Origin of the sequence: Pseudomonas sp. D(2018) (genome assembly GCF_005502555.1) — a bacterium.
GTDB classification, from domain to species: domain Bacteria; phylum Pseudomonadota; class Gammaproteobacteria; order Pseudomonadales; family Pseudomonadaceae; genus Metapseudomonas; species Metapseudomonas resinovorans.
Window position 1 is genome coordinate 70,173 of the sequence record NZ_SCOK01000010.1, and the last position, 23,147, is coordinate 93,319.

Annotated in this window: 18 protein-coding genes, 1 tRNA gene and 1 pseudogene; 5 read left to right on the forward strand and 15 right to left on the reverse strand. The window is 62.2% G+C overall.

Annotated elements, in window-relative coordinates; genetic code table 11:
• Positions 1-38 precede the first annotated feature (38 nt).
• Complete coding sequence (gene uvrB, locus FFS60_RS09420) at positions 39-2,054, reverse strand: excinuclease ABC subunit UvrB (RefSeq protein WP_137821816.1); 2,016 nt, start codon at positions 2,052-2,054, stop codon at positions 39-41.
• Between the two features lie 183 nt (positions 2,055-2,237).
• On the opposite strand from uvrB, the gene FFS60_RS09425 reads away from it, so the two are divergent.
• Positions 2,238-3,434, forward strand: a complete 1,197-nt coding sequence (locus tag FFS60_RS09425; protein ID WP_028630221.1) for an amino acid aminotransferase — start codon at positions 2,238-2,240, stop codon at positions 3,432-3,434.
• 70 nt (positions 3,435-3,504) lie between these two features.
• Positions 3,505-3,580 (forward strand) — tRNA-Asn (locus tag FFS60_RS09430).
• 131 nt (positions 3,581-3,711) lie between these two features.
• Here FFS60_RS09430 and FFS60_RS09435 read toward each other — a convergent pair.
• The 8 genes and pseudogenes from FFS60_RS09435 to FFS60_RS09470 all read right to left on the reverse strand — a co-directional run bounded on the left by FFS60_RS09435 (position 3,712) and on the right by FFS60_RS09470 (position 10,744).
• Positions 3,712-4,035 carry a ComEA family DNA-binding protein gene (locus FFS60_RS09435; protein WP_028630222.1) on the reverse strand — a complete coding sequence of 108 codons (324 nt, stop codon included), beginning with the start codon at positions 4,033-4,035 and terminating at the stop codon, positions 3,712-3,714.
• A 60-nt stretch (positions 4,036-4,095) separates the two neighbouring features.
• Positions 4,096-4,350: pseudogene (locus FFS60_RS09440) on the reverse strand (polysaccharide biosynthesis protein); the annotation flags it as partial.
• 327 nt (positions 4,351-4,677) lie between these two features.
• Entirely contained in the window at positions 4,678-4,962 is a 285-nt protein-coding gene (gene ihfB / locus FFS60_RS09445) for an integration host factor subunit beta (protein ID WP_028630234.1), read from the reverse strand.
• 148 nt (positions 4,963-5,110) lie between these two features.
• Positions 5,111-6,790, reverse strand: a complete 1,680-nt coding sequence (rpsA, locus tag FFS60_RS09450; protein ID WP_028630235.1) for a 30S ribosomal protein S1 — start codon at positions 6,788-6,790, stop codon at positions 5,111-5,113.
• A gap of 282 nt (positions 6,791-7,072) precedes the next feature.
• The gene (argE, locus tag FFS60_RS09455; RefSeq protein WP_137821817.1) at positions 7,073-8,245 is read right to left on the reverse strand and encodes an acetylornithine deacetylase; all 1,173 of its coding nucleotides are present in this window, start codon (positions 8,243-8,245) and stop codon (positions 7,073-7,075) included.
• Positions 8,238-8,912 carry a DUF1028 domain-containing protein gene (locus FFS60_RS09460; RefSeq protein WP_137821818.1) on the reverse strand — a complete coding sequence of 225 codons (675 nt, stop codon included), beginning with the start codon at positions 8,910-8,912 and terminating at the stop codon, positions 8,238-8,240. The genes argE and FFS60_RS09460 overlap by 8 nt, the downstream gene beginning before the upstream one ends.
• A gap of 11 nt (positions 8,913-8,923) precedes the next feature.
• Complete coding sequence (locus FFS60_RS09465; RefSeq protein ID WP_028630238.1) at positions 8,924-9,355, reverse strand: RidA family protein; 432 nt, start codon at positions 9,353-9,355, stop codon at positions 8,924-8,926.
• Positions 9,356-9,427: 72 nt separating this feature from the next.
• A complete protein-coding gene (locus FFS60_RS09470; protein WP_137821819.1) occupies positions 9,428-10,744 on the reverse strand; it encodes an NAD(P)/FAD-dependent oxidoreductase in 1,317 nt (438 codons plus the stop codon).
• A 409-nt stretch (positions 10,745-11,153) separates the two neighbouring features.
• On the opposite strand from FFS60_RS09470, the gene FFS60_RS09475 reads away from it, so the two are divergent.
• Together FFS60_RS09475 and FFS60_RS09480 are read left to right on the forward strand one after the other, a co-directional pair.
• Positions 11,154-12,785 (forward strand): VRR-NUC domain-containing protein, encoded by a 1,632-nt coding sequence (locus FFS60_RS09475; RefSeq protein ID WP_137821820.1) that lies wholly within the window; start codon positions 11,154-11,156, stop codon positions 12,783-12,785.
• Positions 12,786-12,787: 2 nt separating this feature from the next.
• On the forward strand, positions 12,788-15,037 hold the full coding sequence (locus FFS60_RS09480) for an ATP-dependent DNA helicase (protein WP_137821821.1): 2,250 nt from the start codon (positions 12,788-12,790) through the stop codon (positions 15,035-15,037).
• Positions 15,038-15,080: 43 nt separating this feature from the next.
• Here the strand turns inward: FFS60_RS09480 and FFS60_RS09485 are convergent, their stop codons facing one another.
• Positions 15,081-15,770, reverse strand: a complete 690-nt coding sequence (locus FFS60_RS09485) for an endonuclease I family protein (RefSeq protein ID WP_036997698.1) — start codon at positions 15,768-15,770, stop codon at positions 15,081-15,083.
• Between the two features lie 289 nt (positions 15,771-16,059).
• Here FFS60_RS09485 and FFS60_RS09490 point away from each other — a divergent pair, with 289 nt between their 5' ends.
• Positions 16,060-16,371, forward strand: a complete 312-nt coding sequence (locus tag FFS60_RS09490; RefSeq protein WP_028630243.1) for a hypothetical protein — start codon at positions 16,060-16,062, stop codon at positions 16,369-16,371.
• A 66-nt stretch (positions 16,372-16,437) separates the two neighbouring features.
• On the opposite strand, the gene FFS60_RS09495 is transcribed toward FFS60_RS09490, so the two are convergent.
• The 5 genes from FFS60_RS09495 to FFS60_RS09515 all read right to left on the reverse strand — a co-directional run bounded on the left by FFS60_RS09495 (position 16,438) and on the right by FFS60_RS09515 (position 23,043).
• Positions 16,438-17,319, reverse strand: coding sequence for a DMT family transporter (locus FFS60_RS09495; protein ID WP_028630244.1), 882 nt, complete (start codon positions 17,317-17,319; stop codon positions 16,438-16,440).
• Positions 17,320-17,766: 447 nt separating this feature from the next.
• A complete protein-coding gene (locus FFS60_RS09500; protein ID WP_137821822.1) occupies positions 17,767-19,353 on the reverse strand; it encodes an aldehyde dehydrogenase (NADP(+)) in 1,587 nt (528 codons plus the stop codon).
• A gap of 112 nt (positions 19,354-19,465) precedes the next feature.
• Positions 19,466-20,461, reverse strand: a complete 996-nt coding sequence (araD1, locus tag FFS60_RS09505) for an AraD1 family protein (RefSeq protein ID WP_137821823.1) — start codon at positions 20,459-20,461, stop codon at positions 19,466-19,468.
• A 57-nt stretch (positions 20,462-20,518) separates the two neighbouring features.
• Entirely contained in the window at positions 20,519-21,694 is a 1,176-nt protein-coding gene (locus FFS60_RS09510) for an L-rhamnonate dehydratase (RefSeq protein ID WP_137821824.1), read from the reverse strand.
• A 23-nt stretch (positions 21,695-21,717) separates the two neighbouring features.
• Positions 21,718-23,043: an MFS transporter gene (locus FFS60_RS09515; RefSeq protein WP_137821825.1), complete on the reverse strand. Its 1,326-nt coding sequence runs from the start codon at positions 23,041-23,043 to the stop codon at positions 21,718-21,720.
• Between the last annotated feature and the right edge of the window lie 104 nt (positions 23,044-23,147).

A 23,147-nucleotide genomic window follows, 5' to 3' on the forward strand; every position in this document is an offset into this window, starting at 1 on the left:
GACAAACGAAATGGGCACCTATCGGCGCCCATTTCTGTTCAGACTTTCAACAGCCGCTCTCGCAACTTCTGGATCTCGTCGCGCAATTGCGCCGCGGCCTCGAACTCCAAGTCGCGGGCAAGCTGGAACATCTTTTCCTCCATCTGACGGATGCGCTTGGTGATCTCGCTGGGCGAGCGCAGCTCCGCCTCGTACCGGGCGCTCTCCTCCGCCGCCTTCGCCATGGCCTTGCGCTTGTTGCTGCGCGAACCCGGCACTGTGGCACCTTCGAGGATGTCCTGGATGTCCTTCTTCACACCCTTCGGCACGATGCCGTGGGCTTCGTTGAAAGCCACCTGCTTACTCCGGCGCCGGTCAGTCTCGTCCAGCGCACGCTGCATGGAACCGGTGACATTATCGGCGTAAAGAATCGCCCTGCCGTTGAGGTTCCGTGCCGCGCGACCAATGGTCTGAATCAGTGAGCGCTCGGAACGCAGGAAGCCCTCCTTGTCCGCATCCAGAATGGCCACCAGCGCCACCTCCGGCATGTCCAGGCCTTCACGCAGCAGGTTGATCCCCACCAACACATCGAAAGCACCAGTACGCAGATCCCGGATGATTTCCACACGCTCCACGGTATCGATGTCCGAGTGCAGGTAGCGCACTTTCACATCGTGGTCGGCCAGGTAGTCGGTCAGGTCCTCCGCCATGCGCTTGGTCAGCGTGGTGACCAGCACCCGCTCCTCCACTGCAACCCGCTTGCGGATCTCCGAGAGCAGATCGTCCACCTGCGTCCTGGCTGGCCGCACTTCGACCTCCGGGTCGACCAAGCCCGTGGGTCGTACCACCTGCTCGACTACCCGCCCCGCATGCTCACCTTCATAGGGCCCCGGGGTCGCCGAGACGAAGATGGCTTGAGGGCTGATGGCCTCCCACTCGTCGAAACGCAGCGGACGGTTGTCCAGCGCGGACGGCAAGCGGAATCCGTACTCCACCAGGGTTTCCTTGCGCGAACGGTCGCCTTTGAACATGGCGCCGACCTGGGGCACCGTGACGTGAGATTCGTCAATCACCAGCAGGGCATTGGCTGGCAGGTAATCGTACAGCGTGGGCGGCGGCTCACCGGGAGCACGGCCGGAGAGATAACGGGAATAGTTCTCGATACCATTGCAGTAGCCCAGCTCAAGGATCATCTCCAGATCGAAGCGAGTGCGCTGCTCAAGGCGCTGCGCTTCCACCAGTTTGTTGGCAGAACGCAGCTGTTCCAGACGTTCTTTCAGCTCTTCCTTGATCTTGTCCACCGCCTCCAGCAGCACTTCGCGAGGCGTCACGTAGTGGCTCTTCGGGTAGAAGGTGAAGCGCGGCAACTTGCGGATAACCTCGCCGGTCAGCGGATCGAAGGCCGCCAGGCTCTCCACTTCATCGTCGAAGAGCTCGACCCGGATGGCTTCAAGATCGGATTCCGCCGGGAAGATGTCGATGACATCGCCGCGAACCCGGAAGGTGGCACGGGCGAAGTCCATGTCATTGCGCGTGTACTGCAGCTCCGCCAGGCGACGCAACAGGGTGCGCTGATCGATACGGTCGCCGCGGTCGATGTGGAGGACCATCTTCAGGTAAGACGCCGGATCACCCAGACCGTAGATGGAGGACACCGTGGCAACGATGATGGCATCCGGCCGCTCCAGCAGGGCCTTGGTCGCCGACAGGCGCATCTGCTCAATATGGTCGTTGATCGAGGCGTCCTTCTCGATATAGGTGTCCGACGACGGAACGTAGGCTTCCGGCTGGTAGTAGTCGTAATAGGAAACGAAGTACTCGACCGAATTGTTCGGAAAAAAAGCCCGGAACTCACCGTAAAGCTGTGCCGCCAGAGTCTTGTTTGGCGCCAGCACCAGTGTCGGGCGCTGAACCTGGGAAATGACGTTGGCAATACTGAACGTCTTCCCCGACCCGGTTACGCCCAACAGTGTCTGGTGCGACAGGCCGGCTTCCAGCCCTTCCACCATCTGGCGAATGGCCTCCGGCTGGTCGCCGGCGGGCTGGAAGCGGGTGACAAGCTGGAACTCCGACATGCTGACCTCGAATTTGGATGTGACACCTGCGCAGAACGGGCGTCATACCTGGCGGAAAGCTTGCGCGCGATGTCGCCGCAAACTGTCTGGGCCGCTATAATACCGGCCCGATTGCGCAACCCCTAGCGCACATCGTTCGGGGTTGCATTTCCTCCTCACCTTCCTCCTCCGAGCTGCCGCATCATGAGTCTGTTTTCTGCCGTCGAAATGGCTCCGCGCGACCCTATTCTAGGTCTCAACGAAGCGTTCAACGCCGATACCCGTGCCAACAAGATCAACCTGGGCGTGGGCGTCTACTACAACGAGGAAGGCCGCATCCCGCTCCTGCGTGCTGTAGCTGAAGCGGAAAAGGCCCGCATCGAAGCCCACGCTCCGCGTGGTTACCTGCCGATCGAGGGTATCGCCGCCTACGATCAGGCTGTGCAGAAACTGCTGTTCGGTGCTGATTCCGAACTGCTGGCTCAAGGCCGTGTAGTCACTACCCAGGCCGTGGGGGGCACCGGCGCCCTGAAGACTGGTGCCGACTTCCTCAAGCGCCTGCTACCCAATGCCGTCGTCGCCATCAGCGACCCGAGCTGGGAAAACCACCGCGCCCTGTTCGAGTCGGCCGGCTTCCCGGTGCAGAACTACCGTTACTACGATGCCGCCACCAACGGCGTGAATCGTGCCGGCCTACTGGAAGATCTCAAGGCTCTGCCTGCCCGCTCCATCGTGGTCCTGCACGCCTGCTGCCACAATCCCACCGGCGTCGACCTTGGCCTGGATGACTGGAAAGCCGTCCTGGAAGTCCTGCGCGAACGCGAGCACGTGCCCTTCCTCGATATCGCCTACCAGGGCTTCGGCGAAGGCATCGACCAGGATGCGTTCGCAGTGCGCCTGTTCGCCGAGTCGGGTCTGCAGTTCTTCGTGTCCAGCTCCTTCTCCAAGTCTTTCTCGCTCTATGGCGAGCGCGTCGGTGCCCTCTCCGTAGTGACCAACTCGAAGGAAGAAGCCGGCCGCGTGCTGTCCCAGGTCAAGCGCGTGATCCGCACCAACTACTCCAACCCGCCGACTCATGGCGCCACCGTGGTTGCCTCGGTACTCAACAGCCCCGAACTCCGCGCCATGTGGGAAGCGGAACTGGGCGAAATGCGCACCCGCATCCACAGCATGCGCCTGGCCATGGTTGAGCAACTGACCAACCAAGGCGCCAAGCGCGACTTCAGCTTCGTTGCCCGCCAGCGCGGCATGTTCTCCTACTCCGGCCTGACCGCCGAGCAGGTTGAACGCCTGAAGAACGAGTTCGGTATCTACGCCGTCAGCACCGGCCGTATCTGCGTTGCCGCGCTGAACAACAGCAACCTGGAAAGCATCACACGCGCCATCACCCAGGTTCTCTGAAAAGAAATCGGAGAAGCTCAAGCAGATGCTTGACTTCTCCTTTCTAATCAGTAAGATACGACGCATCCGATCCGCGATAGCTCAGTCGGTAGAGCAAATGACTGTTAATCATTGGGTCCCTGGTTCGAGTCCAGGTCGCGGAGCCAAATTGAAAAGCCCTCGGCACATGCCGAGGGCTTTTTCTTTATGGGCCGAATTCGAACCAAGATCTGCACTCCGGGTTATCCAGCACTAAAAAAGCCGGCTCGTTAGGCCGGCTTTCTGACACTCTGCGCTACTACTCCACACTCAGCTTGTCACGATTCCTATCAAGCGTCTTCACGCCAATGCCCTTGACCTCCAGCAGATCGTCTATTGAAGAGAACGGACCGTTCTCCTCTCGATACTGGACTATGGCATTGGCCTTTGCCTCACCGATGCCGATCATTTGATCCTGGAAGGCCGCCGCATCGGCGGAATTGATATTGAGCTTGCCAGACTGCTGTGCAGCGCCTGCCACAGCAGCTGTAGCCTCCACCTTCGCGGCAACCGCAGACTGGGTATAGCCGAAGAAAAGCGAACAGATCACAAAAAACAGCGAGGCGAATCGAACACGAAACATCGTGAACACTCCTTGTCATCAGTAAGGGGACGCGGTACTTCCTAAACCGCCCCACACAAACTAATGCCTCGAGCTATTGGGCTCAATTCGTCGTTGTTGATGGATCCAGTCAACAATTTCCTCTTCTGGGGTGTAACCATTGACTGTTTCGCGTAGGAGCTGACGCACGCGGACGTAATCATCGCTCTCGACGGCCGCGAACAGCTCGGACAACACACGTTTGAACGCATCCCAAGGGAGATGCTCTTCATTGGCGCGCATGATCATCGGGTGCTCAGTGGGACTGACGTTGTCGCCGATGAGAAGCCCTTCATATTCTCCGGACGCCAGAAGGTGCTGCGTAAGCTTCCGGCAACCTCTACCAGTGGCCACCCCAAACGCAAACGAGCGCAACTCGAAACTTTAAATCAAAGCTGTTCAGTCGCTTAGCCTGAAATCATTGCGCAGAGCAGGTGATAAGCAACATTAGCCACCACATGAAAGCGCTCTGCGCCACAGCACTGCTATCAAGGCTATTCGAGAACAATTAAGAACGATTCGCTCATGCCCCACGACTGTAAAGAGCAGTATGGATAGAAGGAGCAACGCAGCCCTCCTTAAGGAAAGGCTCGCTCTATCACACAGGGACCTCAAGACTCCCTTTTAACCCTCTTCATTGACTCGATCGCGCAATTCCTTGCCCGGCTTGAAATGCGGCACGAACTTGCCATCCAGACGCACAGACTCGCCGGTCTTGGGGTTTCGCCCAACTCGCGGCGCGCGGAAGTGAAGGGAAAAGCTGCCGAAGCCACGAATCTCTATCCGATCCCCTGTCGCCAAGGCCTGGGACATCTGCTCCAGCATGGTCTTGATAGCAAGCTCGACATCCTTGGACGACAACTGGCCCTGATGGGTGACTATTCGTTCGATCAACTCCGACTTGGTCATGGTTTTCCCTTCTAATTCAAGCGGCTAGATCAGCTCACTGAGTTTTTAGCACGCCGACGGAGCTTTGAACAGCCCAAACGCCAGAAGGGAAAACGCAGATAACAAAAAGGGCGGCCTAGGCCGCCCTTTTTGCTAATGGAGAGGGTGATTAGCCCTGGTTCTCCATCTGAGCACGAATCAGGTCACCAATGGTGGTCGGGCCGGTAGACTCGACTTCCTGCTTGCGCAGTTCCTTCATGGCGTCCTTCTCGTCATCAACGTCCTTGGACTTGATGGAGAGGCTGATTACGCGGCTCTTACGGTCGATGCTGATGATCTTGGCTTCAACTTCTTCGCCTTCCTTCAGCACGTTGCGCGCGTCTTCAACGCGGTCACGGCTGATTTCGGAAGCTTTCAGAACGCCTTCGATCTCGCCACCGAGGCTGATAACAGCGCCCTTGGCGTCAACTTCTTTCACGGTACCGCGAACGATGCTGCCTTTCTCGTGCATGGAGGCATAGCTGGAGAACGGATCGTCTTCCAGTTGCTTGATGCCCAGGGAGATGCGCTCGCGCTCCGGATCAACGGAGAGGATGACGGTTTCCAGCTCGTCGCCCTTCTTGAAGCGGCGAACGGCTTCTTCGCCAACTTCGTTCCAGGAGATGTCGGACAGGTGAACCAGACCGTCGATGCCGCCTTCCAAGCCGATGAAGATACCGAAATCGGTGATCGACTTGATGGTGCCGGAGATCTTGTCGCCCTTGTTGAAGCGGCTGGAGAAGTCTTCCCACGGGTTGGACTTGCACTGCTTGATGCCCAGGGAGATACGACGACGCTCTTCGTCGATGTCCAGAACCTGAACTTCCACTTCGTCGCCAACCTGAACGACTTTCGACGGGTGGATGTTTTTGTTGGTCCAGTCCATTTCGGAAACGTGCACCAGGCCTTCCACACCCTCTTCCAGCTCGGCGAAGCAGCCGTAGTCGGTGAGGTTGGTAACGCGAGCAGTAACGCGAGTACCTTCCGGGTAGCGCGCCTTGATGGCGACCCATGGGTCTTCGCCCAGCTGCTTCAGACCCAGGGAAACGCGATTGCGCTCGCGATCGAACTTCAGGACCTTGACGTCGATCTCGTCACCAACGTTGACGATCTCGGACGGATGCTTGATGCGCTTCCAGGCCATGTCGGTGATGTGCAGCAGACCATCTACGCCGCCCAGGTCAACGAACGCACCGTAATCGGTGAGGTTCTTGACGATACCTTTGACTTGCTGGCCTTCCTGCAGGGATTCCAGCAGAGCTTCGCGCTCGGCGCTGTTCTCGGCTTCCAGGACGCTGCGACGGGAAACGACAACGTTGTTGCGCTTCTGGTCGAGCTTGATGACCTTGAATTCGAGCTCTTTGCCTTCCAGGTGGGCGGTGTCGCGCACAGGGCGCACATCCACCAGGGAGCCCGGCAGGAACGCGCGGATGCCGCTGACGTCGACGGTGAAACCGCCTTTGACCTTGCCGTTGATAACGCCTTTGACCACTTCCTCGGCGTTGAAGGCTGCTTCCAGAACCAGCCAGGACTCGGCACGCTTGGCTTTCTCGCGGGACAGCTTGGTTTCACCGAAGCCATCTTCCACAGCGTCAAGCGCAACGTGGACCTCGTCACCCACCTTGATGGTCAGCTCGCCTTGTTCGTTGTAGAACTGCTCGACCGGGATGACGCCCTCGGATTTCAGGCCAGCATGGACGGTGACCCAGTCACCATCGATGTCGACCACGATGCCGGTGATGATTGCACCCGGCTGCATGTCGAGGGATTTCAGGCTTTCTTCAAAAAGTTCTGCAAAGCTTTCGCTCATGTTCATACCTGTAGTCAAAGGCCAGGAAAGGCCCTATTCCGCACTCCAGCCAATGCGGTCAAGTCATCAATAGAAGCAGCGGGGATCGAAGCTGGTATCCCGCGCTGCCCCAGTGGCGCCCTTTCCAACCGAAGCTGGTAGTGACGCAAATCCTTGGGGTTGACACCGGCTTTTTCGACCTCAAAACGGAGGAATCGAGCCGATATAAGGGCTGGAATGGTAGCAACGGGGCTGACGCCCGTCAATTCCAGGCCCTCAGGCATTTCGTAAGGGTGCGGCAGTCTACAGCAGAGCGCCCGCGCCCTGTAGATAAAGCGCCAGACGGTGCAGCATGGCGTCACAGGCAGCCAACTGTTCGAGGCTGATGAATTCGTCCGGCTTGTGGCCCTGATCCATGCTGCCGGGGCCGCAGACCACAGTGGGAATACCGCTTTGATCGTACAGCCCGCCTTCGGTACCGAAGGCAACGGTTCCGAACTCCGCCGAACCACTGATTAATGCCAACAACTGTGCTGCTTCACTATCAGGCGATGTCGCCAGCCCTGGATAAGCACTCAACGGCTGGAGGCGAATGCCAGTGTCAGGTTGAACGACGCGCATTTTCGGCACGAGCTCCGTTTCAGCGAAAGACTGCAGCTCGTCGGCTACTTGCCTTGCATCGAAATTCGGCAGCGCCCGCACTTCGAAATCGAACTCGCACTCCGCCGGCACTATGTTCAGCGCCCGCCCGCCCTTGATGGTGCCAGTCTGCACGGTAGAGAACGGGGGGTCGAAACGCTCATCATGGCGCTCCGGTCGCGCCAGTTCGGCACCGATCTCTCCAAGTTTGCCGATCAACCTTGCTGCGTATTCGATGGCGTTGACACCTTGAGGCGCATAAGCCGAATGACAGGCGGCACCCTGCACCTGGCAGCGCATCGCCAGCTTGCCCTTGTGCCCGAGCACAGGCTTCAGTTCAGTAGGTTCGCCAATCAGACAAAGCCACGGCTTGTGCGGTCTGCTCTCCAGCTCAGCGAGCATCGGCCGCACACCCAGGCAACCGACTTCCTCGTCATAAGAGAAAGCCAGATGCACCGGCATCTGCAGCGGCCGCTCAAGAAAGCCGGGCACCGCCGCCAACACGGAGGCGATAAACCCCTTCATATCCGCCGTGCCGCGCCCATACAGCCGCCCTTCCCTGTCGGTCAGGCGGAATGGGTCGACCGTCCAGGCCTGCCCGTCCACCGGCACCACGTCGGTATGCCCGGAAAGCACGACGCCACTCCGATCCCCGGGGCCGATGGTGGCAAACAGATTGGCCTTGGTCCGCTCCGCGTTGTAGAAGAGCTCGCTCTCCACCCCCAACTCCGCCAGGTAATCCCTGATGAAGGCGATGAGCTCCAGATTGGAATCCCGACTGACGGTCGCAAATCCGACCAGCCGCTCCAGCAATGCGCGACTGCCCGACTCACTCATCACCCGGCACCCCGTAGCTGGGTGCGGCGGTAGGGTCCAGCGCCCGAGTCAGGTAGTCCTGCATCTGCGGCCGATAGGCCTGCCATAGCCCGTCCAACTGCCCGATGGGGTCCTCATCAGCCCAGTCCACTCGCAGGTCGACGATCGGCCAAGTGAGATCCCCCACCACCTTGAGCGCCGCCGAATGCACAGGCCCAGCCTCACCGCCCGCCGACATCGCGGCATGCATCGCCGCCAGTAGCCGGTCGGCCAGCATCCCCGGTGCAGACTCAAAGGCCTGCACCATGGCTTCTATGACATGACGACCGGACAGCAGGTTACCCGCTGCAGCGCATTGCTCGCCGGCCACGGCGTTGTGCACGCCCAAGGCTTCGCTGCCGCTGAACAGCGCGACGCGGCCCTGGCTATCGATCACCGTCACCTGCCGGTATTGGCTCCAGCCATTGCTGCTCAGCGCACGATCCAGGGCCGCCGCCGGCTCCAGCTGACCATCCAGCAGATCGAGAATCTGCGGCCCCAGGGCCGGCAGCGTGACGTTCTGCGTCGCCACCGCTCCCACGCCGGCACGAACCCACGGACAACGGGCGCCAACGGCGATGCTCGATGAGCTGATGGCAATTCCGAGCTGGCCCGTCTCAGAGCAGCGCCCAATGATGGAGAACGTCATAGCCTTGCTCCTTATGCCTTCGCCGGCTGCCAGTCATCCGGAATCACCGCGATCACGTCGATCTCCATCAGCCACTGGGGTTGGCCCAGGGCCGACACCACCAGGCCGGTGGAAATGGGGAACACGCCCTTCAGCCATTTGCCCACCTCCTGATAGACCGGCTCGCGGTAACGCGGGTCGATCAGATAGGTGGTGGTCTTGACGATATGAGACAGGTCGCTGCCCGCCTCCTCCAGCAGTTGCTTGACGTTCTTCATCGCCTGCTCGGTCTGAGCACGCGGGTCGCCGAGCCCTACCAGGCGACCTTCGAAATCGGTCCCGACCTGTCCGCGGACATAGACGGTATTGCCGGCGCGCACGGCCTGGCAGAGGTCATTGTCCAGCGACTGGTTCGGATACGTATCTTTGGTGTTGAACATGCGGATGCGGGTATGAGTAGGCATCGATTTACTTCCATTAATCTGACTGTTTGAACCTGCGAATCAGGGCGCGTGCCATCAGGACTTTTCTATCGATCAGTCTTCTGCCTGGCGCTGCGAGGGGTCGCGGTAAGCGAGGTATTTGCGCTGCGTGGCGATATGGTCAGCAATGTGCTTCGCATCGTGCCAAACGCCCCAGATGAATGTGGAGCCACGACGCGACAGCCACGGCAGGCCGACGAAATAGATACCCGGCTCGCTAGAAACACCGCGCTGATGCTGCGGCTTGCCCTTGGCATCGAAGGCGTTGACCTTCAACCAGCTGTAATCAACTGCATAACCGGTCGCCCAGATGATCGAAGTGACGCCGGCCTTGGCGAGGTCCAGCTCGAGAATCGGGTTGCTCACGCATTCCGGATCCGGGTAGGTAGCGCGGGCTTCGGGCTCCTCCGGGAGATCGAGACCATTGCGCGCGATATAGGCATCTGCGGCATCCAGCAAGGACAGATAGTTCTCGTCACCACGGGCGATGTTGTCCGCCAGGTCCTGTTGGAAGGTCACCAGGTCGCCATCGAACGACTTGGTCAGACCAACGAGCGTCACGCCCTGATGGGCCAGGCCACGGAAGTCGACCGTATGGCCGCCTCGGGCACCGCTTACAGCAATGGTCACGTGTTCCTTGCCCGGCTGCGCGGCTTCCGCATCCCACAGGCCAAGCACGCCGAGCCACCAGCAGAAATCGCGGTTGCGGTAGGCACGCGGCGGACGATCATGCGGGCCAACTGACAGATAGACCTGCTTGCCGGCGCGCTGCAGCTCATCAGCAATCTGCACGCCCGACGATCCGGCCCCCACCACCAGCACGCCGCCCTCTGGCAGTTGCTGCGGATTGCGGTACTGGGCGGAGTGGATCTGCGTGACCTTCGCATTGGTGGGTGCGATCGGCGGGATGATCGGGCGCTGGAAAGGTCCGGTAGCGGCCACCACACGGTTTGCCTGGATCACGCCCTCGGACGTTTCAATGGTGAAACCCGGACGGTCGGTATTGCGTACTACCGACTTCACTTCCACGCCGGTGCGGATGGGGGCATCGAACTGCTTGGCATAGGCTTCGAAGTAATCCGCAACCTGTTCTTTCGGGGCGAAGGCATCGGGATCGAGGTCGAACTCCAGTCCCGGGAAGCGATCGTGCCAGGCCGGGCCATTGGCAACCAGCGAATCCCAGCGCCCCGTGCGCCAGGCTTCGGCGATGCGATTGCGCTCCAGGACAAGGTGCGGCACCCCAAGCTTGCTCAGGTGCTCACTCATGGCCACGCCGGCCTGACCGGCGCCAACGACAAGCGTATCGATTTCAATGTTCTCAACTGGCCTGTCCGCGCACTTCTGAAACGCAGGTTGGTTCAGGTCGGTCATAGCTTGCCTCCTCTGATTCTGATCATTGTTGTTCTGCTGTTGCGGCTATCTGTTGGGGGTTGGCCGCATTCTGTTCAGAGCGAGGGATTCGCGAAATTATGATTTTTGTAGTCGCTGGCTAGGAAAAAGCTGCCTGCACTGAAAGTGCGCGGCCCGCGTGGCATAAGGCTTTGGCTATAGGCTTTTTAGTTTCAGACGCGACAAATTAAATGGCTTCTCGACGTTTACGGCGCCCGCGGAATCGGCGTGGCGTCAACGTGGCACCGGCGACCCCGCGCTCGCCTGGCTGCGAAGTCGGGTGCTGGCCGGAGCCGACTGAGCCCCACTGATCGAAATCCATTTGCCGCGCACCAGCCGCGCCTGATATCTGTATAAATCCACAGTACAAGCCCGACCCAGTTCCCTCTCCATGCCCGCCGCCCTCGAAGATCCGTTCTACTACCTGCGCAACTTCCACACGCTGATCGACTGGATCAGCGAGCGCTACAGCGACCTGTTGGATACCGAAGAGCGGGACTTCATCGACGACTTCCGCGCCCTGCCCCGCGCCTCCAGGGCGCTGCTGGTACGCATGGTGATGCGCAAGGGCAATCTGTTCCGCGCCAGCAAGCTGAACTACGCCGAGATCGGCAATACACAGGAAGCGGCGGCGCCCCTGATTGCCCTTGGCTGGGTTGATGCAACGCCGGAACTGGACCTCGCGCAGCTCTTCGGCCTGCTCACCCTGGCCGAAGTGGACGCCTGTTTCGGCCGCTCACCCGGGCGGAAAACCGAGCGCCTGGCGGCCCTGCTCGTCGAGAACCCCGAACCTCGTCCGTTCTCCGACTGGTACCCGACCAGCGACGATTGCATCTACGCCGTCGGCCTGATGGAGATATGCGACCGTCTTCGACTGATGTTCTTCGGCAATCTTTATCAGGACTGGTCGGAGTTCGTGCTCGCCGACCTCGGCATCTACCAGTACGAAAAAATCGAGATCGATGCCTCTGCGCGAGGCTTTCGCGACCGTGCCGATCTCGAGTTCTACCTGCTGCTGCATCGCTGGCGCGAACGCTTCGATGCAGGCGAAGCACTGGATCAGTTACTGCCTGAACTCCCCCTGGAAACCCATGGCAACCCGTGGCTGGACGCACGTCGGCGCAAGCTGTTGTTCCAGGTCGGCCAGCACTGCGAACGCGGCGGGCTGCTGGACGTGGCGCTTGGCCTGTATGGCCTCAGCGACTACGCGGGAGCGCGCGTGCGGCGCATCCGTGTACTGGAGCGTCTCGGTGCCCACGACGACGCGTTCGATCTGGCCCAGACAGCCAGCTCCGCACCAGACAGCGAGGAAGAGCAACAGCACCTGGCGCGCATTCTGCCTCGCCTGCGCCGCAAACTCGGTCTGCCCAAAGAGCCTCCCGCCGCCAGCACGCCAGTGCGGCGTATCGACCTGGTCCTGCCGCAGCCGCCAGAACCGCTATCGGTGGAGCACGCGGTGCAACTGCATCTGCACGAGGACGACGCCCCTGTGCATTACGTGGAAAACACCCTGCTCAACTCGCTGTTCGGCCTGCTCTGCTGGGATGCCATCTTCGCCGCCTTGCCGGGCGCCTTCTTTCATCCCTTCCACAACGGCCCAGCGGACCTGCTCAGCCCGGATTTCCATGTGCGCCGCGCGACGCTGTTCGACGCCTGCCTGGCGCAACTGGATGGCGACGAGTACCGAACCAGCATTCGTCGCACCTACGCCGCCAAGCAAGGGCTGCTATCGCCCTTCGTCTACTGGGGCAACCTCGATGAAACGCTGCTGGACCAGGCGCTGACCTGCCTGCCGGCAACGCAGCTCAAAGCCTGCTTCCAGCGAATCCTGGCCGATATCAAGGCCAACCGCGCCGGCTTGCCGGACCTGATCCAGTTCTGGCCGGACGAACGTCGCTTCCGCCTGATCGAAGTGAAGGGCCCCGGCGACCGCCTCCAAGACAACCAACTGCGCTGGCTGGAGTTCTGCGCCACACACGAGATCCCGGTGGAAGTCTGCTACGTGCAGTGGGCGCAGGATTGACCATGAGCTATGGCGTCGCCGTGCGTGCGCTCTGCGAGTTCACCGCTAAAGGCGGCGACCTTGACCTGCGTTTCACCCCGGCCCCCACCGCCCAGGAAGGCATTGCCGGCCACTCGCTGGTCGCCAGCCGGCGAGGCCCGGGCTACCAGGCCGAACTCTGCCTCAGTGGCGAGTTCGGCCCTTTGCGGGTGCGTGGTCGCGCGGACGGGTACGACCCGCATCTCAACCGACTGGAAGAAGTGAAAACCTACCGCGGCGACCTTCAGCGCATGCCGGCCAACCACCGCCACCTGCACTGGGCACAGGTCAAGGTCTATGGCTGGTTGCTCTGTCAGCAGCAGGCGCTGCAGGAGATCGAACTGGCACTGGTCTACTTCGACATCGGCAGCCAGAAGGAAACCCTGCTTACCGAACGCTATCGGGCCGAGGACCTACGCGCCTTCTTCGAAGAGCAATGCCAGCGATTCATCGCCTGGGCCGAGCAGGAGCTGATCCATGGACAGGCGCGCAATACTGCGCTGGAAGCGCTCGCCTTTCCCCATACCCGGTTTCGCCATGGCCAGCGCCAACTTGCCGAAGCCGTCTACAAGGCCGTGAGCACCGGCTGCTGCCTGATGGCCCAGGCCCCCACCGGAATCGGCAAGACCCTGGGCACCCTGTTCCCCTTGCTCAAGGCCTTTGCGCGCCAGGGCCTGGACAAAGTGTTCTTCCTCGCCGCCAAGACTCCAGGCCGCCAACTGGCCCTGGACGCCTTGCAGCAACTCGACAGTGGCCCGCTGCGGGTGCTGGAACTGGTCGCCCGAGACAAGGCCTGCGAGTACCCGGAAAACGCCTGTCATGGCGAATCCTGCCCCCTCGCCCAAGGTTTCTACGACCGCCTGCCAGCCGCACGCGAAGCAGCAGCACAACGGCGTTGGCTGGACCGAAACGCCCTTCGCGACGTCGCCCTCGCCCACCAGGTCTGTCCCTACTACCTGGCCCAGGAAATGGCGCGCTGGAGCGACGTGGTGGTAGGCGACTACAACTACTACTTCGACTCGAGTGCCCTGCTTCATGGCCTGGCCACTGCCAACCAGTGGCGCGTGTCGGTGCTGGTGGACGAAGCCCACAACCTGGTGGAGCGAGCCCGCAAGATGTACTCGGCCGAACTCGACCAGGCGAGCCTCAAGGCCCTGCGCAAGCACGCTCCTGCGGTACTGAAGAAATCCCTGGAGCGGGTCGGCCGCACCTGGAGCGAATTGAACAAGGAACAGGTCGAGGACTATCGCGCCTACGATGCGCCCCCTGCAAAACTGCTGAATGCGCTCCAGGCGGTAGTCACAGCCATTACCGATTACCTCACCGACAATCCCACGGCCATGGACGCCGCCCTGCAGGACTTCTATTTCGAGGCCATGCAATTCAGCCGCATGGCCGAGCAGTTCGACAGTCACTCGCTATTCGACCTCAGCAAGCGCCCCGGAAAAGGCTCGAGCAGCCTGTCCCGCCTGTGTCTGCGCAACCTGGTGCCGGCGCCGTTCCTCGGCCCACGCTTCGCGGCCAGCCGCTCCACAGTGCTGTTCTCGGCCACCCTAAACCCGCGCCATTACTACTGCGACCTGCTGGGCCTGGCCCCCAATACACCCTGGCTGGAAGTGGACTCCCCCTTCAGCGCCGAACAACTCCAGGTGCGGGTAACTGCCGACGTTTCCACGCGCTACCAGCACCGCAGCGCGTCAATTGCCCCCATCGCCGACCTGATGGCCCGGCAGTTCGCAGAACGCCCCGGCAACTACCTGGCCTTCTTCAGCAGCTATGACTACCTCAACCAGGTAGCCAGCCTGTTCGCCCGTCAACAGCCGCACGTACCCATCTGGCTACAAGGCCGGCAGATGGACGAGGCCGAGCGCCACGCCTTCATGCAGCGCTTCGAAGTCGGCGGCCAGGGCATTGGCTTCGCCGTGCTCGGCGGCGCCTTCGGTGAAGGGATCGACCTCCCCGGCGAGCGACTGATCGGCGCCTTCATCGCCACCCTTGGGCTGCCGCAACTGAACCCCGTGAACGAGCAACTGAAGCGGCGCATGGCCGCACTGTTCGGCGCCGGTTACGACTACGCCTATCTCTATCCCGGCCTGCAGAAAGTGGTACAGGCGGCCGGACGGGTCATCCGTACGACCGAAGACAGAGGCGTGGTCCACCTGATCGACGACCGCTTCGCCCGACCGGACGTGCAGCGGCTGCTACCCAGCTGGTGGTCCGTCGATAACGCATAACCTGCGGCGGCGAAGCGCGCTTCGCCGCGCCGCCGGCCCTGCCCTATCGCCTGCAGGCGCCCATATCCACCTTCCCCACGAACGGGTTGCCATAGCCCATCACACAAGCCACGCGCTGGTTGCGGTTGCGCTCCCAGGCTTCCACCGGGTACTGGCGGTTCCAGGCGTTGTAGAGCTTGCGGTCCTGGCTGGAAATACGCAGGCCGTAGCGGTCGCTCATGTAGAAATAGGTTCGCGCGATCATCCCGCGGATCTGCTGACGCGGCATCGCCTTGCGCGCCTTGAAGTCCACCACCATGGGGCAGGCTCCGTATTGACTGGGCTTCTGTGGTAGCCACGCGAAGCTGTAGTTGCTGCGGTCGCCATTCACCTCGCCGATGCTCGGCACCAGGTTATGCAGGTCAGCCTCGGCGCGCTGATAGGTAGGGTCGTTCTCTGTGCAGTTCTTGCGCCCGCCTTTCTGCCAGCACTGGCGCTGATGACCAATCACCCAGGCCGGCACTATGTGCTCCCACTCGATGCGCTTGGCCCGTTGCGGCGCTTTCCTCGGCACATAGCCGCAGCTCTTCAGGTCCACGCGGTTACCCTCGTAACGGCAGCCGCAATAAAACTCCACCGGGTGAGTGGCATAGAGCTTCCAGGCAACCTTCTTGGCTTCATTGAAGGTGCGGGGTGCAGCGGCTTCGGTGGCGGCGGAGAACAGCAGGCAAAACAGCAAGATAGAGCGAATCATCAGGCTTCTAATTCCCGGTACTGCGTCAAGGGGAAATGACTGACAGCAGATTTTTCCTTTGGTTTGGTTGCCATCAGACCGCGGCAACTGCTATCTGTATAAATATACAGTAATTCAGGAAAAGTCCTATGCCTGTATCAGCACCTATCCGCTTGCCGATGCCCGAGCAACCTGTTCCACCGAACGTTCCCTTGCCTTACCAGCTGCCACTGCCCTTCCCGCCCCGTGGCCAGGTGCAGCCCCTGCTCGCCGGCCGGCAGCTGCATTGAACCGCCCGAGGACGCCCAAAATGCTGGATGTACGCCAGTTGAAGTACACGGTGAGCCGCATGGCCCCGGAAGAAATCCGTGAAGCGGTTGAAGAACTGCGCCTGGAAGGCCTGGTGACTGACGGCAAGACGCCGTTCGGGCGCCTGCATTTCAATACCTGCCTGGCAGAGATCGAGGCCCTGTTCCAGCGCGCCGGCTATCACCGGCAATTGGACGTGGTGGGTTATCAGGGCCAGGCCTATGCCCTGTTCGATCCGTCCCGTTGGGAGCCGGTGCAGGTGCTGAGGTGGCTGAAGGAGTATGTGGACTCGCGCGAGGTGGAAAGCGCGTAGGGTGGGCTTCAGCCCACCGGCAAGCGTGAACGGGGGCTAGCGCTCGAGATGGAAAGCCCTAGCGTCTCAACGCTTCTGCGCATAAGCCATGAACAGCCCACTACCGACGATGATGGCGATGCCCAACAGGCCAACCTGGTCCGGCGCGTGGTTGAACAGCAACAACCCGAGCAGGCCGGCGAAAACGATCTGGCCATAACCGAAAGGCGCCAGCAACGGTGGCGACGCATGGCGAAAGGCCTGGGTCAGCAGCATGTGCCCACCCATGCCGCAGGCGCCCAGGGCCAGCATCAGCAGGCTGTGTCCGAGGCTGTCGGGCAGATGCCAGAAGAACGGCACCAGAGCACTCATAATCAGCGTGTTGGTCAGGCCGGTGATGAAGTTGGTGGTCGCGGCGCTATCGCTGCGGCTGAGAATGCGCGTGGTCAGCTGATAGAAGGCGAAGCAAACAGCCGCCGCCAGCGGCAGAAGGATGGCCGGGGTGAACAGCGCACCGCCCGGCCGCACAATCAACAGCACGCCTCCGAACCCCACCAGTACAGCCGCCCACTGCCCACGCGACACCCGTTCACGCAGCAAGGGCACCGATAGGGCGGTGACCAGCAATGGTGCCAGGAAGATCACCGACGTCGCCTCCGCCAGCGGGATGTAGCGCAGCCCGGTGGTGAACAACAGGCTGACCCCTATCAGACACAGGGCCCGCACTACCTGCAGCAGCGGCCGCTTGGTCCGCAGTACACGCCCACCTTCGCGCGGCAGCAGATACCCCGCCATCAGCAAGGTGTGCACCAGGTAGCGCACCCACACCACCATCACGATGGGATAGAAGGCCGACAGGTACTTGGAGATGGCGTCGTGGCTGGAAAACAGAAAGGTAGCCAGACAGACCAGCACGATGCCTTTCAGGGGCTGGTCGATGCGCTGCGGCAAGTGGCTCTGGGCACTCATGGAAAGGTCCGGAAGGTCTGCCAGGGAGGGCCAGGTTGTGCACGAAACGTCGTTGAGTGCAGGCACATTTCGCACAGAGCCTAGGTAGCAGACTAATGATTAGGCGGCTCAAGATATCGGCTTACCTGGCGTGACTCAAGGGGAAGGCTAGAGCAGATCTGTACGGCCGGGTCCGCGCATGGCATGTAGTCGATCGTCAACAATCGGCCTGCCGACGAGCAGGTCCAGGACATGTAGCTGATGCTGAACCGGTAAAACGGCAGCCTGCTGCCTGCGCCAGTCGCATCTACGCCGGGCTCCTGCAAGGGATTCGGGCCCCAACCCTTTACGCGGAACCCTGATCGGCGTTCTGGCCGATCAGGCTCACGCTTCAGCCTGCCCCCTCGCCACAAGCTAAACCCGGACAGAGTCCCGGCACTGCCCGGGCGAATCGGGATGTCCTCCGGCTCAGTCCAACGCCTCCCGCGTATTCACCCCATCCACCAGACGCTGGATCCCCAGCGGATTGGCGTTCTGCAGCGCTGCTGGCAGCAGGGCGTCCGGCAGGTTCTGGTAGCACACCGGACGCTGGAATCGGGCGATGGCCAGGCTGCCGACGGACGTGCCGCGAGCATCCGAAGTCGCCGGATAGGGGCCGCCGTGGACCATCGCATCGCAGACTTCCACCCCGGTCGGGTAACCGTTGAGCAGCAATCGCCCGGCCTTCTGTTCCAGCAGTGGCAGCAATGTGGCAGCGCTGGCCAGGTCGCCCGGCTCGGCGATCAGGGTCGCGGTGAGCTGGCCATGCAGGCTGTTCAGCGCTTGCCGCAGTTGCGCCAGGTCGGCCACCTCCACCAGCACCGTGGTCGGGCCGAAGACTTCCTCCTGCAACAGTTCATCCCCCTCCAGCAACAGCCCGACGTCGGCCTGGAACAGCTGCGGTTGCGCCTGGTTACCTTGCTGTGGCTGGCCGCCGGCCAGGTGGCGGATACCCGGATGGGCGTGCAACCGGGTGAGACCGGCGACATAGCTCTTCAGGGTGCCGGCATTGAGCATGGTCTGCGTCGGCTGGTCGGCCATGCGCGCGGCGAATTGCTCGATGAAGGCGCTGAAGGCTGGTGAACGCATGCCAATGACCAAGCCCGGGTTGGTGCAAAACTGGCCACAGCCGAGCACCACTGAGGCGGCCAGCTCACCCGCCACCTGCTCGCCACGGGTCGCGAGGGCCTCGGGCAGCAGGATCACCGGATTGATGCTGCTCATCTCGGCGAACACCGGAATCGGCTGCGGTCGCGCCGCCGCCATGTCGCAAAGGGCGCGGCCGCCCTTCAATGAACCGGTGAAGCCCACCGCCTGGATCGCCGGGTGCTTGACCAGCCACTCACCAACGCCACCGCCGTAGACCATGTTGAACACGCCTTGCGGCATGCCGGTCTGCTCTGCCGCACGAAGAATGGCGTCCGCCACCCACTCCGAGGTGGCCATGTGGCCGCTGTGGGCCTTGAACACCACCGTGCAACCAGCCGCCAGGGCCGCAGCGGTATCGCCGCCGGCGGTGGAGAAGGCCAATGGGAAGTTGCTGGCACCGAACACCGCCACCGGGCCAAGGCCCATCTGGCACTGGCGCAGGTCCGGGCGCGGCAGCGGCTGGCGCTGGGGCTGTGCGCGGTCGATGCGCGCACCGTGGAAATCGCCCCGGCGCAGCACCTGGGCGAACAACCGCAGCTGGCCGCTGGTACGGCCACGTTCGCCCTGGATGCGTGCGGCCGGCAGCGCGGTTTCGCGGCAGACAGTCGCGATGAAGTCCTCGCCCAGCGCGTCCAGCTCAGCGGCGATGGCGTCGAGGAACTCCGCGCGGCGCAGGGCCGACAACTGCCGATAGGACGGATAGGCCGCTTCGGCGGCGCGCGCGGCGGCGTCCACCTCGGCAGCGGTAGCCTGGCGGAAGGCGCCGGGCAGCGCCTCGCCCGTCGTGGCGTCGAGGCTGTGCAGCAGCACCTCGCCCGCGCCGCTGCGGGTGCCGCCGATGTAATTCAGACCCAGTAACGCTGACATCTATGACTCCTTGACCTCGTGGGTTGAGGATGTGGGCCAAGCGGCCCTGGAAAGAAGGGAAACCCGCGCAGCGCCCGTCTCGTGAACGGGCGACTGAGGCGCGAGGTACAGCTCAGAGGGCCTGCACGGCGCCTGCCGGCAGCGGCCGCGACGCTTCGCCGATGCCATTGCGCAGCGGCTCGCCAAACTCCGCCAGGCTGATCTCGAAGGTATCGCCGGGACGCGTCCGGACCCCGTCGGCGAACGACAGGGTGGCGGTGCCGAAGTAGTGGATATGCACATCGCCAGGACGCAGGAACTGGGCGTACTTGAAGTGGTGGTATTCCAGGTTCTCCAGGCTGTGGCACATGTTGTCCTCGCCGGAGAGGAACTCCCGCTCCCAGAGCACTTCGCCGTCACGCAGGATGCGGCTGGTACCCGCCAGGTGGCGCGGCAGCTCACCAACTCGAAGCTCCGGACCATAAGCGCAGAATCGCAGTTTGGAATGCGCCAGGTAGAGGTAGTTGCGCCGCTCCATGACGTGGTCGGAAAACTCGTTGCCCAAGGCAAAGCCCAGCCGGTAGGGCTGGCCATCGTCACCGATGACATAGAGCCCGGTCAGTTCCGGCTCTTCGCCCGCATCCTCGGCAAAGGGCGGCACCGGGAACGCCGCGCCCGGCCGCACGACGATGCTGCCATCCCCCTTGTAGAACCACTCCGGCTGAGCGCCCGCCTGCCCCGCTGCTGGCTTGCCGCCTTCCACACCCCACTTGAAGATGCGCATGGTATCGGTCATGGCGGACTCCGCCTGGCCGGCCTGCTGATGCATCTTGTCGCGGGTGGACGCGCTGCCCAGATGGGTCAGGCCGGTGCCGCTGACCAGGCAATGGGCTGGATCCTCATGGTCCAGGGGCGGCAGGACACGGTGAGCCTCCAGCAGCTGTGAATAGTCCGGTCCCGGCTCACAGCCGCGCTCGAGGACCTCATCCCGCAGCGAACGCCCTGCGCGAATGGCCGCCAGGGCCAACTCGCGGGTGCTACGGGTATTGCACAGCACCTGGACCTGGTTGCCCTCGACCACACCAACCTGGCGTTCGCCGACGCCGTTCTCGAATTGAATCAACCGCATGTCTGGGCCTCCTGTTGGCCTTGCACGGCGCCGCCGCGAGGGCAGCGCCCACGCCCATCACTCGATGATGTTGAAGTCCTTGAGGTACTCCTCGGAGATTTCCAGGCCCAGGCCCGGCAGGTTGTCATCCAGCTGGATGTAACCGTTGACCGGCTGCGGCTCGCCCTTGAATACGTAGTAGAAGAGCTCGTTGCCGACCTCGACGTCGAACACCGGGAAGAACTCGGCCATGGGCGATGCGGTGCTGGCCATGGTCAGGTGGTAGTTGTGCATCTGCCCGGCGTGGGGGATCACCGGCACCGACCAGGCTTCAGCCATGGCGTTGATCTTGCGTGCGGCGGTGATGCCGCCAACGCGGTTGGTGTCGTACTGGATCACGTCGACAGCGCGGCGTTCCAGCAGGTCCTTGAAGCCGTAGGACGTGAACTCATGCTCACCGCCGGAGATCGGCATGATGCCCATCTTCTTCAGCTCCACGTAGCCTTCGATGTCGTCGGCAATCACCGGTTCTTCCAGCCAGCGCGGCTCGAACTCCGCCAGTTTGGGCAACATGCGGCGGGCGTACTCCAGGGTCCAGCCCATGTAGCACTCGAGCATGATGTCCACATCCGGGCCGGCCAGTTCACGCAGGGCGCGGACCTGCTCGATGTTCTTGCGCATGCCCGCCGGGCCGTCCTTGGGACCGTAGCCGAAGCGCATCTTCAGCGCGGTGAAGCCCTGGTTCAGGTAGCCCTGGGCCTCCTCCAGGAACTGGTCGAGGTTGTCGTTGGCGTAGAGCTTGGACGCGTAGGTCCAGATCTTTTCCTTGGTACGTCCGCCCAGCAGCTTGAACACCGGCTTGTTCACGGCCTTGCCCATGATGTCCCAGATGGCCAGGTCCACCGCCGAGATGGCGGCCATGCCGATGCCCTTGCGGCCCCAGGCGTGGCTGCGGCGGTACATCTTCTGCCAGATGTATTCGTAGTCGAAGGGGTCTTCGCCGATTGCAATGGGGGCCAGGTAGAGGTCGATGATCTCCTTGGCCACGCGTGGCGCCAGGGCGCAGTTACCAATGCCGACGATGCCCGTGTCGGTCTCCACCTCCACCACCAGCCAGCCGTGGAAGCGGAACGAGCCCATGGCATCGCCACGCTCGTAGAGGATGTCGGTGGCATTGGTGCAGAAGTGCGCCTGGGGCGGCACCACCTTGCCTTTCCACTCGAATACGCGGGTCCGGATGGATTTGATTTTCATGTGCATGGCTCCTATGGCTGCAGTCAGTTCGCGCGGGCAGGCTCGAGGGCCTGCTCGATAGCGGTTTTGCGGGTGTTCAGGCGGAGGATCAGCAGGGCGCCGATCACAGCGACCACCGCGAGGGCGAACATGCCCGCGCGTGGGTCACCGAAGAGGGTTTCCATCAAGGTCTTGAGATTCGGCGCGACGAAGCCGCCGAGGTTGCCCAGGGAGTTGATCAGGGCAATGCCGCTGGCCGCCGCCGCACCGCTCAGGTAGCTGGTGGGAATCGTCCAGAACAACGGCTGAACCGAAACGAATCCGGAGGCGGCGAAACAGAAGGCGATCACCGCGAAGGTCAGGTTTGGGCTGAGCGCCGATGCGGCGATACCTGCGGCCGCCATCGCCAACATCAGGGCGGCAAGGTTACGGTGTTGCCCGGTGCGGTCGGCGTGACGGGTGACCAGACGGGTCACCACCAGGGCGCAGGCCCAGGGAATGGCGGTCAGCAGACCGACGCTCAAGCCGACATGGCCGTCAAGGAAGCCCGCGATGCGGGTGGGCAGGTAGAAGACCACGCCGTACACACTCATCTGCACGGTGAAGTAGACCAGGCAGAACTTCAGCACCTGGCCACTGCGCAGCGCGCTGAGGAAGCCATGGGGGCTGTGGCCGCGCTTCTGCGCGTCCTCCTCGGCCAGCTTGTCCTCCAGCGCGGCCTTCTCCTCCGCACTCAGCCAGCGGGCATCACGCGGGCGGTCCACCAGGTAGAAGTAGGCGGCGATCCCCACCACCGACGCCATCAGGCCCTCGACCACGAACAGCCATTGCCAGTTGGTCATGCCGAAGATGCCGTGGAACTCCAGCAGCCAGCCCGACAGCGGCCCACCCAGCACCAGCGCCAGCGGCAGGCCGAAGTAGAACATTCCCAACGCCTGGCCGCGGCTCTGCGCTGGGAACCAGTAAGTGAGGTACAGGATGATGCCAGGGAAAAAGCCGGCTTCCGCCACGCCCAACATGAAGCGCAGTACGTAGAAGGCGGTAGCGCTGTCGGCAAACATCATGGCAGCCGAGACGAGGCCCCAGGTGACCATGATCCGGCACAGCCACACGCGGGCGCCGAGGCGGTGCAGCATCAGGTTGCTGGGCACTTCGAAGCAGGCATAACCGATGAAGAAAATGCTCGCACCGAAGGCGAATGCGGCGTCACTGAGACCGGTATCGGCCTGCAGGAAGGTGCGCGCATACCCCACATTGGCCCGGTCGATGAAGGCCAGCACGTACATCAGGATGAGGAATGGCAGCAGCCGCAGGCGGCTTCTGGAAATGGCGGAGGCAAGTGCCTCGGGCAGGGAAATCGTAGTTGTCATTGTGAGGTCCTTCTGTTGCCGGTAATCGCCTTGCGAGGCAACAAGGCGGGCTTCTTGTAGGTATTTCAACGAGACGCGAGGCGCGTTCGTTGAGGCCGACTCTA

What these genes read in the sequence shown, in the direction of transcription:
- uvrB (WP_137821816.1), bottom strand. Translation starts at nt 2,054, where the DNA reads ATGTCGGAGTTCCAGCTTGTCACCCGCTTCCAGCCCGCCGGCGACCAG.
- FFS60_RS09425 (WP_028630221.1), top strand. Translation starts at nt 2,238, where the DNA reads ATGAGTCTGTTTTCTGCCGTCGAAATGGCTCCGCGCGACCCTATTCTA.
- FFS60_RS09435 (WP_028630222.1), bottom strand. Translation starts at nt 4,035, where the DNA reads ATGTTTCGTGTTCGATTCGCCTCGCTGTTTTTTGTGATCTGTTCGCTT.
- ihfB (WP_028630234.1), bottom strand. Translation starts at nt 4,962, where the DNA reads ATGACCAAGTCGGAGTTGATCGAACGAATAGTCACCCATCAGGGCCAG.
- rpsA (WP_028630235.1), bottom strand. Translation starts at nt 6,790, where the DNA reads ATGAGCGAAAGCTTTGCAGAACTTTTTGAAGAAAGCCTGAAATCCCTC.
- argE (WP_137821817.1), bottom strand. Translation starts at nt 8,245, where the DNA reads ATGAGTGAGTCGGGCAGTCGCGCATTGCTGGAGCGGCTGGTCGGATTT.
- FFS60_RS09460 (WP_137821818.1), bottom strand. Translation starts at nt 8,912, where the DNA reads ATGACGTTCTCCATCATTGGGCGCTGCTCTGAGACGGGCCAGCTCGGA.
- FFS60_RS09465 (WP_028630238.1), bottom strand. Translation starts at nt 9,355, where the DNA reads ATGCCTACTCATACCCGCATCCGCATGTTCAACACCAAAGATACGTAT.
- FFS60_RS09470 (WP_137821819.1), bottom strand. Translation starts at nt 10,744, where the DNA reads ATGACCGACCTGAACCAACCTGCGTTTCAGAAGTGCGCGGACAGGCCA.
- FFS60_RS09475 (WP_137821820.1), top strand. Translation starts at nt 11,154, where the DNA reads ATGCCCGCCGCCCTCGAAGATCCGTTCTACTACCTGCGCAACTTCCAC.
- FFS60_RS09480 (WP_137821821.1), top strand. Translation starts at nt 12,788, where the DNA reads ATGAGCTATGGCGTCGCCGTGCGTGCGCTCTGCGAGTTCACCGCTAAA.
- FFS60_RS09485 (WP_036997698.1), bottom strand. Translation starts at nt 15,770, where the DNA reads ATGATTCGCTCTATCTTGCTGTTTTGCCTGCTGTTCTCCGCCGCCACC.
- FFS60_RS09490 (WP_028630243.1), top strand. Translation starts at nt 16,060, where the DNA reads ATGCTGGATGTACGCCAGTTGAAGTACACGGTGAGCCGCATGGCCCCG.
- FFS60_RS09495 (WP_028630244.1), bottom strand. Translation starts at nt 17,319, where the DNA reads ATGAGTGCCCAGAGCCACTTGCCGCAGCGCATCGACCAGCCCCTGAAA.
- FFS60_RS09500 (WP_137821822.1), bottom strand. Translation starts at nt 19,353, where the DNA reads ATGTCAGCGTTACTGGGTCTGAATTACATCGGCGGCACCCGCAGCGGC.
- araD1 (WP_137821823.1), bottom strand. Translation starts at nt 20,461, where the DNA reads ATGCGGTTGATTCAATTCGAGAACGGCGTCGGCGAACGCCAGGTTGGT.
- FFS60_RS09510 (WP_137821824.1), bottom strand. Translation starts at nt 21,694, where the DNA reads ATGAAAATCAAATCCATCCGGACCCGCGTATTCGAGTGGAAAGGCAAG.
- FFS60_RS09515 (WP_137821825.1), bottom strand. Translation starts at nt 23,043, where the DNA reads ATGACAACTACGATTTCCCTGCCCGAGGCACTTGCCTCCGCCATTTCC.